Origin of the sequence: Nocardia niwae NBRC 108934 = DSM 45340 (assembly GCF_001613465.1) — a bacterium.
Lineage (GTDB): Bacteria > Actinomycetota > Actinomycetes > Mycobacteriales > Mycobacteriaceae > Nocardia > Nocardia niwae.
Window position 1 is genome coordinate 55,520 of record NZ_BDCK01000037.1, and the last position, 15,130, is coordinate 70,649.

Annotated in this window: 13 protein-coding genes; 9 read left to right on the top strand and 4 right to left on the bottom strand. The window is 67.8% G+C overall.

Translation table 11 applies throughout. From position 1 onward, the window contains the following. Positions 1–2: 2 nt before the first annotated feature. The 3 genes from NNI01S_RS25665 to NNI01S_RS25680 all read left to right on the top strand — a co-directional run bounded on the left by NNI01S_RS25665 (position 3) and on the right by NNI01S_RS25680 (position 3,359). Positions 3–665 carry a TetR/AcrR family transcriptional regulator gene (locus NNI01S_RS25665; protein WP_063022707.1) on the top strand — a complete coding sequence of 221 codons (663 nt, stop codon included), beginning with the start codon at positions 3–5 and terminating at the stop codon, positions 663–665. After that, complete coding sequence (locus NNI01S_RS25670; protein ID WP_063022708.1) at positions 616–1,839, top strand: oxygenase MpaB family protein; 1,224 nt, start codon at positions 616–618, stop codon at positions 1,837–1,839. Before NNI01S_RS25665 ends, NNI01S_RS25670 begins: the two co-directional genes overlap by 50 nt. 845 nt (positions 1,840–2,684) lie before the next feature. Beyond that, entirely contained in the window at positions 2,685–3,359 is a 675-nt protein-coding gene (locus NNI01S_RS25680) for a hypothetical protein (protein ID WP_063022710.1), read from the top strand. 503 nt (positions 3,360–3,862) lie between these two features. Here the strand turns inward: NNI01S_RS25680 and NNI01S_RS36385 are convergent. Beyond that, the gene (locus NNI01S_RS36385; RefSeq protein ID WP_281180689.1) at positions 3,863–3,994 is read right to left on the bottom strand and encodes a hypothetical protein; all 132 of its coding nucleotides are present in this window, start codon (positions 3,992–3,994) and stop codon (positions 3,863–3,865) included. Between the two features lie 155 nt (positions 3,995–4,149). Between NNI01S_RS36385 and NNI01S_RS25685 the strand changes: the two genes are divergently transcribed. From NNI01S_RS25685 to NNI01S_RS25705, 5 genes are all read left to right on the top strand, one after another. Beyond that, positions 4,150–5,019, top strand: coding sequence for an alpha/beta fold hydrolase (locus NNI01S_RS25685; RefSeq protein ID WP_063022861.1), 870 nt, complete (start codon positions 4,150–4,152; stop codon positions 5,017–5,019). Further along, a complete protein-coding gene (locus NNI01S_RS25690) occupies positions 5,016–6,044 on the top strand; it encodes a VOC family protein (protein WP_063022711.1) in 1,029 nt (342 codons plus the stop codon). The genes NNI01S_RS25685 and NNI01S_RS25690 overlap by 4 nt, the downstream gene beginning before the upstream one ends. Continuing rightward, positions 6,041–7,831, top strand: a complete 1,791-nt coding sequence (gene mhpA, locus NNI01S_RS25695) for a bifunctional 3-(3-hydroxy-phenyl)propionate/3-hydroxycinnamic acid hydroxylase MhpA (protein ID WP_084489310.1) — start codon at positions 6,041–6,043, stop codon at positions 7,829–7,831. Before NNI01S_RS25690 ends, mhpA begins: the two co-directional genes overlap by 4 nt. Before the next feature lie 616 nt (positions 7,832–8,447). Beyond that, on the top strand, positions 8,448–9,776 hold the full coding sequence (locus tag NNI01S_RS25700) for a cytochrome P450 (protein ID WP_063022712.1): 1,329 nt from the start codon (positions 8,448–8,450) through the stop codon (positions 9,774–9,776). A 308-nt stretch (positions 9,777–10,084) separates the two neighbouring features. Further along, positions 10,085–12,094, top strand: a complete 2,010-nt coding sequence (locus tag NNI01S_RS25705) for a polyprenyl synthetase family protein (protein ID WP_063022713.1) — start codon at positions 10,085–10,087, stop codon at positions 12,092–12,094. Positions 12,095–12,159: 65 nt separating this feature from the next. Here the strand turns inward: NNI01S_RS25705 and NNI01S_RS25710 are convergent, their stop codons facing one another. Both NNI01S_RS25710 and NNI01S_RS25715 read right to left on the bottom strand, forming a co-directional pair. After that, positions 12,160–12,978: an ABC transporter permease gene (locus NNI01S_RS25710; protein ID WP_157114970.1), complete on the bottom strand. Its 819-nt coding sequence runs from the start codon at positions 12,976–12,978 to the stop codon at positions 12,160–12,162. Then, positions 12,975–13,538: an ATP-binding cassette domain-containing protein gene (locus tag NNI01S_RS25715; RefSeq protein WP_218019261.1), complete on the bottom strand. Its 564-nt coding sequence runs from the start codon at positions 13,536–13,538 to the stop codon at positions 12,975–12,977. The genes NNI01S_RS25710 and NNI01S_RS25715 overlap by 4 nt, the downstream gene beginning before the upstream one ends. Positions 13,539–13,710: 172 nt before the next feature. Here NNI01S_RS25715 and NNI01S_RS34780 point away from each other — a divergent pair, with 172 nt between their 5' ends. Next, complete coding sequence (locus tag NNI01S_RS34780; RefSeq protein ID WP_157114971.1) at positions 13,711–13,860, top strand: hypothetical protein; 150 nt, start codon at positions 13,711–13,713, stop codon at positions 13,858–13,860. A 223-nt stretch (positions 13,861–14,083) separates the two neighbouring features. On the opposite strand, the gene NNI01S_RS25720 is transcribed toward NNI01S_RS34780, so the two are convergent. Beyond that, a complete protein-coding gene (locus NNI01S_RS25720) occupies positions 14,084–15,019 on the bottom strand; it encodes an AraC family transcriptional regulator (RefSeq protein ID WP_063022717.1) in 936 nt (311 codons plus the stop codon). Positions 15,020–15,130: the final 111 nt, after the last annotated feature.

Sequence of the window (15,130 nt, forward strand, 5' to 3'; positions counted from 1 at the left end):
TCATGACGGATCGGGCCGACGGCGTCGACGAGCGGATCATGGACGCCGCGCTGGACCGCATCCTGCAGTTCGGCATCCGCCGGGCCGGCCTCGAGGACATCGCCCGCACGGCCGGGCTCAGCCGGATCACCATCCACCGCCGGTTCGCGGGCAAGGACAACCTGATCGAAGCGGTGCTCGCCCGGGAGACCCGCCGCATGCTCGCCGAGGTCACCGCGATCGCCGCCACCGCCGACGACGTGGACGCCCAGATCGAGAACACGATGCTGTACGTCCTCTTGCAGACCCGCATCCATCGGCTGGTCACCCAACTGCTGCGGGTCGCGCCCGACGAGGCGCTGCGCTTCTCCACCGTGCAGGGCGAACGCCTCGTGTCCATCGGCATCGAGTACATCGTCGGCATGCTCACCCATGCCCAATCCGCCGGCCTCATCGAGGCGTACGACCCGCACCCGGTCGCCGAACTCGTCGCCCGCCTCGCCCACTCACTGCTGCTCACCCCCGGGGGCGGCAGCGTCGACTTCACCGACGACGAGCGCGCCCGCGCCTTCGTCCGCACCACCATCGTGCCGCTGATCAAACACGGCATCACCCACCCCGACGAGGAGCCAGCTCATGACCACGTCCGCGACCGTCCCGGCACGGCACCCCGACCGGCCCCGTAAGGCGCCCGGACTGGGCCCGTTCTCCGCGTTGCTGCGCATCGGGAAGCCTTCTCCGCAGCGCTGGCAACTGCTGGGTGAATCCCTGCTGGTCGGCGACGAGCCGATGGACCGCCTCGTCGAGTGGATGTACGCCGAAGGCATGGCCGTCACCCGGCCGTTGTTCGAGCAGGCACTCCGGTCGGGCATCGACAGCATTCCCGGCGCTCCCGGACCGCTGCGCGCGTTCTTCGACGTCGTCGAGGACACCCCCGCCTGGGTCGACCCCGAGCTGCTGCGCGACGGCGAGCGCGTGTTCCGCTCGGGCGGCAACGACGGGCTGTATTTCGCTCGCGACGTCTCGTTCATCGGTGGCTATCTGGCCTCCGGCTTCAACAAAACGCTCCTGCGCACCGGAGCCTTGGAGAAGGGCCCGGCCCGCCGGTTCGCCGAAACCCTCCAATGGGCGATGGACGTGTCCACCGAGAACGGAATGGACCGTTACGGCGTCGGCTACCGCTCCACCCTGCATGTACGGCTGATCCACTCCCTGGTCCGGCGGCACGTCGGCGCCATGCCCGATTGGCGCACCGAGGAATGGGGTCTGCCGATCAATCAGACCGACATGGCCGCCACCCTCGTCGGCGCCCTGCTCGCACCAGTCGTCGGCGGCATGGCGCTCGGCGTCATCCTCTCCGCGCGCGAACTGACCGCCGCCGCGCACCTGACCCGCTACGTGGGCTGGCTCATCGGCGTCGAGGATCAGTGGCTGCCCACCGGTTTCCGCGACGGCATCGCCATCCTGGATCACTGCCTGACCGCCATCACCAACCCCGACGAGACCAGCCGTCAGCTCGCCCGGCCCATGGCCGACGATCCGCTGAACTGGTCCTACCCCAATCTGCCCACGCTGCGAGGCCGCCTCGCCCGCGCCCAGCACCTGTCGGTCAGCAGCGCCTTCCTCGGGCCCACGGCGATGCGGATTCTCGGGCTGCCCGCCTACGTCCCGCCGTGGTATCCCGCCTTGCGAATTCCCGTCAATCTCGTCCGCACCGCGTATACCCACCTGACCCCCGGCGGGCTCGACCGCGCCGCCATCCAGGGCCGCAGGCAGCAAGAAGCCTTCCTGCAACGCCTGATCGGCGAAACCAGCGCCACCATCGGCCACTCCGCACCACCACTGGAACGCACTGCCTGACCTCCCGGCCGGTCGCCCGGGACAGCACACCATTTCGCGAGGCCGGCCGTCTCGCGGAGCAGATTTCCGAACGGATGGACGCGAGCGGATCTCGCGGTGACCGGACGGGTATCAACCGCGCAGGCGCCGCCGGACGGGACGAAGTGCGTCGTCCATGTGCCCGCTCCCCGGAGATCACCCCCGACGACCGAACGACGTTCTCCCGAAACTGTTCCGGGACGGCCACGACTGATCTCGGCCACACCGCTGGACGGGTGCATCCCCACGCCGACCTGCTCGACGCCTGCCGCACCGGGCAGTCGACCTTCCACGCGACCGGAGGATTCCAGGCGGCGATCCCGGCCCGCCTCGTCCGTTCGCCGGCCGAGGTCACTCGCGGCATACGCCGCATGGAACTCGTCGAGGAGCTGGACCTGCCCGATGGCGGGACATGTCCCTGGGAGTCGTTGCGCGACATCGGATTGGGAACCACCGACACGGACGCCGCGACGAACGCCGCCGCCGATGTCGCCGGGTATTACGCCGCCGGGCTCCGCGTTCTGCACGAGGCACGGGATACCGGCTTGTCAACACGCCCTGATACCGACGCCGCATCGACAGCCCCGAGCACCCGCGCCGCGGAACCGATCCCAGTTCACCGGCTGCTGGGCAGACCTGGACGAACAACCCGCGGCAGGCCGGAAGGCAGTCGTCCCGCCCAGCAAACCCCGCCGGACATTCGGACCACGCACCGCACGAGTATGCGCGGTTGTCGACAACGTCACCGGTCGAGCTATCTACACTGACAACGCTGACTATCACCGGGTCGACGCCTTGTCCGAAACCACACTTCGACGGAGAAGCTTATGTCCGGCCGACGAAATCCCAAGCGCAACAGCAGCACACGTCATCCGGACCCGGCGCCGGCGATACGGTATCCGGCCCGCGCCGTCCTCGACATGCTGCTGCCGGCCATGATCACGCGCCGCAGCAGCGCGCCGAGTCTCGACACCGGGCTGGTCCACATCTGGGGTTTCACCGGCACCGGCGAGGAGGACTCCGCGAGCGCGGCAGGTTTCGCGGAATTCTCACCCAACGACAGCCCCACCGTCGCGGGTTCCCCCATCCTGGACATCGCCGGCCGGATGATGGCAGGGATGAACGGCCGCCTGTGGGGATTCGGGCTGGCCCACCAAGCGGCCGCGGACACGATCGTGCACGGGATCGACAATCAGCCGGACATGCCGACCGCCCCTGCGGACGAACTCGAGGACCCTTCCACCACCGAGGAAGTCTGGGCCGCGAGCATCTTCGACGCCCGCGGACGAGAGATCACCCAACTGCGCTATGTTCACCTGCCCGAACTCGAGCCCATCACCTTCGACAGCGACACCCTGGACCAGCGCAGCACCATTCACGACTGGATCGACCGCGTCCAGACCGGAGTCATCTCCGCGCACGTCTGGGCCGCAGCCCTGGCCCTGGATGCGCAGCGCAACCGAGCCGTCCTCGCGCAACTGGAACAGCGGCTGCTGAGCTGACCGCGGCCGGGAAACACTTGCGCGCGGTGGGATCCGAGTACCACTCGAGTGAACCACTTCGCACACCACCCGTCGCTCCGGCGTGCACCATGCGCGTTTCGGCTGCTCTACGCCGTTGCCGGCGGTTTCGACGCCACCCGGGCGCCCGTTGCGGGCCGTGACCCAGGCGCAAACCACCGAGCCCGGTGTCTTGCTCCCGCCCGGTGCACGGGCAGCAGGGCTTGCGGAAGCGGGCGCAGGATCCGCGCCGGCGGCCCTCGATCGACGCGCTCACCCAGCAGTGCGCCGTCGATGGCGGCCGTGCAGTCGGCCATCACGCGAGATCCCGTGGTGACGTAGCGGTTACGCGCGTTCAGCGATCAACTCGTCGGCTTGAACCGCTGATCCGACGACCCGAGCCGGCCTTCCCGTCGCCGCGCCAGTGGCACAACACAACCCAGGCGGTGCGACAGGCAGACGACTCCCCCGGCGAGCGCGTGCCGCCGAGCCCTCCTCCCGCAGCATCACCGCCATGCCCGCGCTTCCCCGGAATCCTCCACCGAACGCCCCTCGAGCAGGAACTTGCGCGCCGCACCGAGCAGGGCGTTGCGTGCGCTACAGCGGCCGGTACAGCTGCACCACTGCCTCGACGTCATCAGCCCTCCCCTACCTACGGGGCAGAAATCATAACTGATGTCGTCATCAATTATGATTTGCACGCCCGGAAGGAATCTGATCAAATCATCAATATCGCTTGACAGAAATCTCCATCTTGACTGATGATCTCATCACAAACTATGTGGAGGTGGCCGTGACAAGCACTGACAACGGAGTCGAGGCCGGGCGGACGGTCCGGGTCGGCGACCGCGACATCTACTTCACCGAGGCCGGCGCGGGCCCGGTTGTCGTGCTGCTGCACGGCGGCGGCCCCGGCGCCTCCGGCATGTCGAACTACTCGCGCAACATCGAGGCTCTGGCCGGGAAGTTCCGGGTGATCGTCCCCGACATGCCCGGCTACGGGCGCTCGTCCAAGCGGGTCGACCACACCGACCCGTTCGGCGATCTCGCCTCGGCGGTCGGCGGCCTGCTCGACGCGCTGGGCGTGACCCGCGCCCATCTGATCGGCAACTCCTACGGCGGTGCTGCGGCGCTGCGGCTGGCGATGGACCGGCCGGAGAAGGTGGACCGAATGATTCTCATGGGCCCCGGGGGTGTGGGCACCACCCGCGCGCTGCCGACCAAGGGTCTGCAGTCGCTGCTGAGCTACTACACCGGAGCGGGACCGAGCCGGGAGAAGCTCGCGCAGTTCTTGCGCGACCACCTGGTCGACGACGCGAGCGCGATCACCGAGGACATGATCGACAACCGCTACCAGGCCAGTCTCGACCCAGCGGTGATCGCGAACCCGCCGCTGCAGCGCCCGTCCGGGCCGGGCGCGCTGCGCACGGTGTGGCGGATGGACTTCACCCGCGATCCGCGGCTCGGCAAGGTCCAGCAGCCCACCCTGGTCGTGTGGGGCGCCGCGGACCAGGTGAACCGGCCCAGCGGAGCCCGCATGCTGGCCGACCGCATGCCGAACTGCGACGTCTACCTGGCCGCGCGCACCGGTCACTGGGTGCAGTGGGAACGCGCGGAACTGTTCAACAATCTCGCCGCGACCTTCCTCGGAGAGTCACGATGAGCGATTTCCCGCGCCCGAGCACCGACGACTCGGTCTACGGCGCCGTCCACCTCGGCTATCTGGCGGTACAGTCGCGGCGACTGCCCGACTGGGAGCGGTTCGGCGCGTTGGCGATCGGCCTGCACGCCGATCGACTCGACGCCGACACCCTGCGATTCCGTCTCGATGACCGCGCCTGCCGTTTCCTGATCCAGCGCGGCCCCGCCGAAGATGTGATCGCCTTGGGCTGGCAGGTCGACGACCATGAGACATTCGACCGCATCCTCGCCCGGGTCAGCGACCGCGGCGTACCGATCGAAGAAGGCGCCGCCGAGGAGACCGCGCTGCGCGGGGTGGAACGGCTGTGGCGCTTCCCCGGCCCGAAAGGCATCGCCACCGAGATCTTCACCACCGCACTGACCACCCCGGAGCCGCTGCGCATGCTCGGTTCCGGCTGGGTCACCGGCGAAGCCGGCCTGGGCCACGTCGCGATCGTGTCGCGGGAACCGGAATCGATGCACGCCTACTACCGCACCCTGTTCGATTCGCGGCTCTCGGATTTCATCGACGAGAACATCTCCGGGCTGAAGATGAAGATCCGCTTCCTGCGGGTCAACGAACGCCACCACTCCATCGCCGTAGCCAACATTCGCGGCATCAAGATCGATCCGATCCGCACCCGGGTCCAGCACGTCAACATTCAGGCCGCCACCCTCGAGGACATGCTCGCCGCCTACGGCCGTGTCACCGATCTCGGGTTTCGGATGGCGTGGACGGTCGGGCAGCACACCAACGACCGCGAACTGTCGTTCTACTGCGTCACTCCGTCGGGTTTCGAACTCGAGGTGGGCTGGAACCCGGTCGTCATCACCCCGGAACTCGACGCCGCATGGGCGGCGACGACGTATCAGGGCATCAGCATCTGGGGGCATCACACCGTGTCGGAGACCCCACTGGACAAGCTCGCCCAGCTGCGCACCGCGGCCGCCCGGCTGCGCACCCCGGAGATCACCGTCCCCGAACTCACCGGAAGCGTTGTCAGATGAGTGAATTCGACCACGAGGTCGTGATCGTCGGGCTCGGCCCGACCGGCCTCACCCTGGCCAACCTGCTCGGCCGGCGCGGCATCGACGTGCTCGTCCTCGAACGCGAACCCGAGTACTACGGCCTGGCCCGCGCGGTCTACACCGACGACGAATGCATGCGGATCTTCCAGACCGCAGGTGTCGCCGACGAGATCCACGCCGAGATGAACCTCGATTCCACCGTGCAGTGGGTCCGCGGCGACGGAAAGGTGCTCGCGCAGTTCAACCAGATCGACCGGCCCCTGGGCTGGCCGGTGTCCAACTTCCTCTACCAGCCCTACTTGGAGAACAGCCTGGAGCGCGCGCTCGACCGGTACCCGCACGTCACCGTGCGCCGCGGCCGCGCCGTAACCGGTTTCGACCAGGACGCCGAGTCGGTGGGCGTCGAGCACGCCACCTGCACGGGTACCGGCTACGGCAAACGCGATGCGGAGATCGATCCCGGCAGCACTGAGCGGGTGCGGGCGAAGTTCCTCGTCGGCTGCGACGGCGGGCGCAGCGTCGTGCGCACCGAGCTGGGAATCGATATGTCCGGCACCAGCTTTCCCGAGCGCTGGCTGGTCGTCGACCTGAAGGCGCGCGAGGGCGTCGACGCGTTCCGGCACCTGCCCTACTTCGACTTCGTCTGCGACCCCGAGTTGCCCATCGTGTCCTGCCCGCAGCCGGATAGGCACCACCGCTTCGAGTTCATGCTGTGCGACGGCCAGACCAAGGAGGAGATGGAGGACTCGGATACCGTGCGCCGCCACATCTCTCGCTACGTCGACCCCGACGAGGTCGAGGTGCTGCGCAAGCTCGTCTACACCTTCAACGCCGTGGTAGCCGACCGCTGGCGCGAAGGCCGAATCCTGATCGCCGGCGACGCCGCGCACATGACCCCACAGTTCATCGGTCAGGGTATGAATTCCGGCGTCCGCGACGCGGATAATCTGTCCTGGAAGCTGACCGCCATCCTGCGCCACGGCGCGGACCCGGCGATCCTGGACAGTTACGAGACCGAGCGCCGACCACACGCCAAGGCCATGATCGACCTGTCGGTGTTCAACAAGAACGTCGTCTCCCTGGACAACCGCTTCCTCGCAGCCGCCCGCGACAGCCTCATGTCCACCACGGTGCGGGTCCCCGGTCTCGGCGGCTGGATCCGCCAGGCGAAATTCAAACCCGCCCCACGCTTCCGCCGCGGCGCCTACCTGGGCCTGCCCCGCCCGTGGATCCGCGGCGTGCAGGGCCGGCTGGCGCCGCAGCCGCAGGTGCGCAGCTACGACGGGCGCCACCTCCGGCTCGACGACTGCCTCGGCGACGGGTTCGCCGTGCTCGGCTACGGGTCCGACCCGCGCCGCACCTTCTCCGCCGGGGACCTGGAAGTCCTGCGCGCACTCGATACCCGCTTCGTCACGGTCTACTCGCTGGGCGGGCGTCCGCAGGGGAAGCCGGGCGACGGCCGCGACGACCTCACCGACATCGAGGACCACACCGGTGCACTGGTGCGCTGGTTCCGCCGGGCCCGGGTTCACCCGGGCGGAGTCGTGCTGCTGCGCCCGGACCGGTACGTCTTCGGCACGGCAGCACCGCAGGAGAGCGCGACGCTGGTCGCCGCACTCGACCGCCAGCTCCGCCTCCCTCCTCCGGTCCCCACCGAGGCCACAACACGCCGGGTGCCCGGATCCGCCGCGCCGCGGACGGCGGCGGTGCCCGACCCCGGGCCCGACATGCGCGCCGCTGCCGCTACTTCGTCGGAGCGGACCTGATCTTCCGACCTCGACCTACTCATCCGGCCACATCTCACACCGGCAGCGTGATCGCTCTCCGGTTCGCCGTACGGTGAGAACTCCCCGGGGAGGTCCGGGTCCTATCGGACACCCACCGTTGGCAGGCGTCCGGTAGTCAGTCCAGGAGGGATCGGCCGCCATTCCGCCGACCTGGTCGAATACGCAGCGAGCCGGGCCCCCGCCGGATAGCCGGACCCGCGCGGCACCCGCCGTCGTCTATCCGAGCGCCAGCATCGCCTCGGTGACCTCGCCGATGGCCGCGTCGGGGATCGCAGGGCGAGATCGAGTCCATGCCCACCTTGGTCTACCAGCGCATCGAGAAGAGCGGCCTGCCCCGAACGGGCCGGTCTCGTCGGTAGCCCGCGCCGGAGGAGTCGCGGGCGCGGCGCGGTGGTCGAACCTTCGAGCGCAGGCGGCCGCGAGTGCGTACGGCATCCGGATGGTCCCCGTTCGGAAGCCACCGCTGAAGGGCGGAATGGATAGTCGGGTGGCGTTCGAGCTTGCCACACGCGCAGGTCCTTCGGTGGCGCTACCTATTGCCACTGCGGGGATTTCGTGTTTGCGAGCCGCCGAGCAACGGGTTAAGGATGGCTACATGTCGCATGCCCCGATATCGCTGCGTGAACTCCCCCGGCTACGCACCCGCCACATCGCGCGAATCGGTGGACTGATGCGCCCCGGCACGCACCGTTCCCCTTTGCTGGAACTCGGCGAACGGTTCGTCGTCTCGCCGCCGGGATTCCCGACCATGCTGGTCACGTACGACATGGACGATGTGCGAGGACTGTTCGCCAACCACGACGACTTCTCGGTCGGGCAGGTACTGAGCCGCTTCTCCAGCCACGACATGATGTTCGGCAAGCAGACGTTGATCTTCCTCGACGGTGACGAACATCGCCGGGAACGTCAACTGTTCGCGCCGCCGTTCCAGAGCAAGGCACTCCGGTCCTATGAGGATCTCATGGTGGAGGTCGTTCAACGCGAACTGCCGACCTGGCCGGTTGGTGAACCGTTCGAGTTTCTGAAGGTCGGCTACGACCTGGCCATCGGCGTGCTGCTCGGCGTCGTCTTCGGCGACGTGGCTCCGGCCCGCAAGGACCGGCTGAAACAAGCGGTGAGCCGGTGGTTCGGGGAGATAGAAAGTCGCGGTTTTCTCGCCGTCACCTTGCTCACCCCGCTGGTCGGTGGCTACACGTTGCCCTACCCGCCGCTCAGCCGCCGCCAGTCCGAGGTCGACGCCCTCATCATCGAGGAAATCGCCGCGCGCCGGGCCACGCCCGGTGACCGGAACGGCCGGAAAGATGTGCTGTCACGGTATGTCGGCACCGAACTGGATCAGCACGACGACGCCGCACTTGCCCGCAATATGCGCGGCATCCTGCTGGGCGCCTACGAGACCACCGCGATCACGCTCGGCTGGATCGCCGCCATGCTGGCCGTCCACCCGGCAGCCATGGCCGAGCTCGACGCAGCCGTCGACGCAGGCGACTACACCCGGCTCGACACATACCTCGACGCCGTGGTCGCCGAAACCATGCGAATTCGCCCGGTGTCACCGTTCACCGGGCGGCGCGCACTGCGCGACACCGTGGTCAACGGAATCCAGGTGCCGAAGGGGGCCATCGTCATCGTCCCGATTCTTCTCATTCACGAATCACCACGGCACTACCCGGACCCGCTGGTCTTCCGCCCTGAACGTTTCCTCGACGCGCCGCCGAACGGCCGCACCTGGCTGACCTTCGGCGCCGGCGCGCATCGCTGCCTGGGTGCTCAATTCGCCTTGGCGGAAGCGCGCATCCTCTTCCGCACCATCCTCGAGCATCGCCGCATCGGGCCGGCCACCGGTCCCGTCGAACCCCCACGTCGCTATCACACCGGCCTCAGCCCCGCCCACAATGCCCGGATAACCCTGCATCCCCGCTGATCAGACTCGCACCGCCGCAGGCTGATTCGCCATCGCCCATAGTCATCGATCATGTGTATTCGCGCGGCTGCCGGGGCAGCCGCGCGACCGCCCGAGCGCGCGCGGAGAAGAACTCCTGCCTGAGGTCGACCTGGCGAACGATCTGCGGGCCGGAAGACGGTGTAAGGACATCGCGCCGGGCTTGCGCACAACTGCGGCGCGGGCATCAATTTCGGCCGATCCCAACATCTTCCGCGTCGAGGTGGTGTCGAATGGCCATTGATCGGCGGTGTTCTGGATGACCGATGCGACCAGTCAGGAGTGCCCGCGTGCCACGTGAAATAGATTCGGCTGTCTTTCCCCATCTGGATGCGGACCTGGACCGTGTCCGGGACGTTCTCGGACCCGTTCGGCTGGAGGGCAGGCCTGAACTGGCCGCACTCACGGATGAAGCGCCGGACACCTCTCGCCGCCTGGTCCGTCCCACATTGACCCTGTTGTCGTACTACCTGCTCACCGATCCCGCGGCCCCGGCCGACGACCGGGCGGTGCGCGCCGCCGCTGCCGTCGAGTTGCTGCATCTGGGCTCGCTCTACCACGACGATGTCATCGATCATGCATACGAGCGTCGCGGCCGTCCCAGTGCCAATGTGGTGTGGGGTTCGCATATGGCCGTGTTGGGTGGGGACTCCGTGATGCTCACCAGTGTGCGCATGCTGGCCGAACTCGGCCGATGCGAAGTGCTATCGGGGGCGATCGCCGGTGAGCAGATGTGCGCGGGCATGGTGATCGAGGCCGCCGACCTCTACGTGGCCTCCCGCAGTGAGCAGTCCTACCTGGACGCGATCGACGGCAAGACGGCGGCTGTGCTCTCGCTGGCCTGCCGGGTAGGCGCGATGCAGGCCGGTCGGCCCGACGATCAGCAAGAGGCGTCGGCCCAGTTCGGACGATACTTCGGGCTGGCCTACCAGCTGTATGACGACATCCTCGATCTGACCTCCACCGCCGAAGAGATGGGCAAGCCGGTCAACGCGGATCTGTCCGCGGGCATCTACACACTGCCCGTGATCCGCGCGGCCGCCCGCGACCGAAGCCTTGCTCGCCTGTTGCAGAGCAGAATGACGCTCGAGCAAGCTGCGCGTGCCCGCGAGCTCGTCATCGCCTGCGGCGCCGTGGACGAAGCAAAGGCGGTGGCCGATGAGTTCATGGACCGGGCTGCCGATCAGCTCGCCGCTCTGCCCGTCGATCCGCGCGCTCGCCACGCGATCACCGCGTACGCCCGGTCCATACTCGACCGGCGAACTCGTGGTCGCGCGGCCTCTCAGCGGTCGACGCAGCCATCTCGAACCCACGGCGACGGGCTTCCGCCGCAGCTCGCGGGATGGTTGCGGAGCTGGCTGGTGGACACCGGTCTCGCCGTCTCCTCCGCCGAGGCGGACTACCACCGGTGGACGGGGGCGATCCAGATCCCGGCGCAGACGTTGGCCCCGGCCGCGAACGCGGCCCGCGAACAGACCGCCTACGCCATGGCCGTGCTGGTCCTCGCCTGGGATGACCTTTTCGAGGATCCGCAGCTCAGCGACCCGGAAGCTGTGACCGCGCTGCGACGTGGCATGGTGGCAACGCTGCGCCAGGATCCGGAGAAACCGTGGCGCCCCGGAGCGATTCCGACGGCGTGGGCGAGCATATGGCCGCGCCTGCGCGAGGGCCGGACGATCCGCTGGCAGAAGCGGTTCCTCGACGGCATCGAGGAGTGGTTCGAAGCCGCCGAACGCGAAGCCCACCACCGCATCAGCGGCTATATCCCTTCCACGGCCGATTACCTGCCGATGCGGATGTCGACCAGTGGGATCGAAACCGCCATCGCCTGCATGGAGGTCTATCACGACCGGGAACTGCCATCGACGCTGCGCGAACACCCGGTGATCCGCCGTCTCGAGGAACTGGCCTTCTGGGTCACCTTCGTGGAGAACGACCTGGTGGGACTGGATCAGGACGAGGCAGACGGAGTTCCCTACAACCTGGTGCGGGCTGTTCTTCACGAAACCGGTTGCACCCGCGGTGAAGCCGTGGACCAGGTGCGGCGCCAAGTGGCGGATCAGCGCGCCCAGCTCGAGGCGGTGATCCACTACGTCCCCGCGCTCCTGCGCGTTCTTCCCGGCCTGGCGGGTCAGGCGAAGGACTACGCGGAGATGTATGTGAACATCACGAGTGTGGGCCTCTGGGGGCGCGAGAGCGATCGGTACACGCAAGCCTCCGCTACCGTAGCGCCGGATCTCGAACGCTTGCGCCGTGAGGTCTACCTCCCGGCCGCCGAACCTGCTCCCACCGCGTCGTAAGCCCCGCAGCCGGCGGCACAGAGTCACGTCCCGCGCCTCCACCTGCGGTCGTGCGGGATACCTCCTCAGTGGTTCGCCGGCTGTCCGGACTCCTTCCGGCCGGAGCGGCGCATCCACCTCGAAGGGCGAAGAGAGGAGCGGGTGCGCCGATGGAAAGCGATCAGACCGACGAGGGCGCTCGCGATGAACCACGCCAGTTGTACGGCGAATCCCGTCCATGGCGTGGCGTCGGAGAAACCGGCCGTCGTCGAAGCCTGCATTGCCCCATAGGAGGGCAGCCAGCGCACGAAATCGCTGTCGGCCCCAGCACTGGCGATGGGGTTCTGTACGGCCATGTCGAAACAGCTGATCATCGCGATGGCGAACATCCCCTCCACCTCGCGGCGCAGCAGCGCGCCGAGTGCCACCCCCAACGCCCCGTAGGTCATCGCCGCTCCGAATAGCGCCGCAGCGATCAGGGCAGGCTGCCGCGGCGACCAGTAACAGCAGATGACCGCCGTCGCGTACCCACAGACCACCACCGAGGCCACCACCAGGCAGGCGATCTTCGCCGAACCCAGAGCGACCCGGGGATACCCGGCCATCGACAGACGCCGGTCGAATGCGCCGCTGCTGAACGTGGCCGCGAACATCATGAACCCTATGATCAGCGAGACCGCCATCAGGGCGCCGCTGACCTGAGCGAGCTGATTACCGTTGGCACGCAGCACCAGACCGGTGTCTCGAAGCCGGAACGGCACCTCGAGGTCGGTGACGGCCACGCGGACAATCGTGATCAAGAGGGGAAGGAAGACGGCAACCAACAGCATGGCGAACCGGTTACGCGCATGCTCGATGAGGCCGTAGCGCGTGGCGATCACGAACAGGCGCACACCATCGCTCATCCGGTCTTCTCCTGTCCGCCGCGCAAGACGCCGTCGCGCAACCGCCACACCTGATCCAGCTTGTCGGTGTCGTGAGCCAGATGCGAGACGACCAGAACCGAGCGGCCGGTGTCACGGAACTGCGCGACCAGATCCCAGAAACGCAGATACGTCTCCCAATCGAAACCCTGATACGGCTCATCCAGCAGCAGAACCTGCGGATCATGCATCACCGCCAGCGTCAGGTTGAGCTTCTGCCGCGTGCCGCCGCTGAGCGTCCCGACCCGCTCATCGGCATATTCCGAGAAGCGCAAGATCTCCATGGCCTCCTCGGCGCGGCGCAGGTCCTGGATCGCATAGGCCGCGGCGAAGAGATTCAGGTGCTGACGCACCGTGAAGGCGTCGTTCAGGATCACCTGCTGAGGGCAGTAACCGAACGGTCCACGGTGGCGGACCATCCCCCGGTCCGGCTGCAGCTCTCCGGACAACACCTTCAACAGCGTCGACTTTCCCGCACCGTTCTCACCGACGATGCCCACCAACGTCCCCGCAGGCAACACGAGATCGATGCCGCGCAGCACCGACCGTCTGCCGTATGCGTGGTGGATATCCTCCACCTCCATCAACGCCCCCTACCCGCCGCCGATCCAGTGGCCCGAAAGCGGCTCGAATGCTACCAATTGATACGAAACCCCGTGCCAGAACGTTTGTTTCGCGACGCGATGCGTTCAATCTCACCGCAAGGATTTGCCGGTGACCTCTCATTCCGCTCCGATGTGCCGGGAACGCGACCGCATCACCGCCGCCATCACCGAACTGCACACCTCACGCGCGATGCTCGACACCGTCCCCGGCGATGTCGCCACCCACGCCCGCGCCGACCGCGCCGCACCGCGAAACTGATTCACCTCGCAGCCGACCATCCGGCCGAGGAAATCTGTCCGCCTCTTCACTCCCGGAAGCGCCGCAGCCGGGTCCGGCCCGGGTGCTGTCGAGACCTGAGCCCGTAGTCGGCCCGGCTGGAGAGTCACCGCCACGTCGCCCTCACCCCACGTCACCAGGTGCCCTGGGACGCTGTTCGACCTGGCTCAACGCTGCCGCGCCCGGCACCGAACCAGGTGCCGGTTCACGCGCCGAGATCGGTGGTGGCGCGGAAATCGCTGGGACGGATACCCCGATGCCGCTTGAACGCAGCACTGAAACCGAAAGCGTCCGCATAACCGACGGCTTTCGCCACCTGCGCCACGGTGAGGCTTCGGTCGGCCAGGAGTTCCTCCGCCTCATCCATCCGGCATGCGGTGAGATACGCCAGGGGCGACTGCCCCATGACCTCGGAGAACCGCCGTGCGAACAGTGCCCGCGATACCCCGGCCTCGGCGGCCAGGGACGCGACCGTCCAACCGGCGGCCGGTCTTCCGTGCATGGCTTCCAACGCCGGCCCGACCACCGGATCGGCCGTCCCGCGATACCAACCCGGCGCGTCGGCGTCCAGTCCCTCGAACCAGTCGCGCAACGTGCACACCAGCGCCCAGTCCAGCAACCGGTCCATCATCGCCTGCGCTCCGGCCGGACGCCGGGCCGCGTCCGCGGCGATCGACTCCATCCACGCGCACACCTCCACATCGTCGGTCACGACCAGCACGGGTGGTACCGCACGCAGCAGCCGTTCGTGGCGGCGGCCCGACGCCCGATAGGCGCCCACGATCAGAGCGGTCTCACCGGCGGGGTCGTCTCCCCAGCGACCGCCGTCCAGCGCCGGATCGCATTTGGCGTCCGGCGCGAAGCAGGCGACCTCGTATTCCTGGTGCGGCAGGCCGACAGTATCCGCGCGGTCGACGAGGACGAACGTCTCCGGGCCGCGCACGATCGCGGTGTCTCCCACCGTGATCCGGCGCTCTAGACCGCCCGGCAGCAGCAGGGTTCCCCCACCGCGCAGCACGGTGACCATGGTCAGCGGCGCTTCGTCGGCGAACCGGAGGCTCCACGGTGCTTCCAGGACCGCGGTGGTGAGCACAGCCCCCTCGGCTCGGATGCCGCTCAGCAGGTGGCTCAGTGGATCCATACCAACGAGGGTAGACGAACTCCTATCGAAAGTAGATCTTTACCCATAGATCGTCCAGGGCCCGGCGTGTGGAATGAACCCAGACCACAACCGATCGTCCGGAACTCCGGA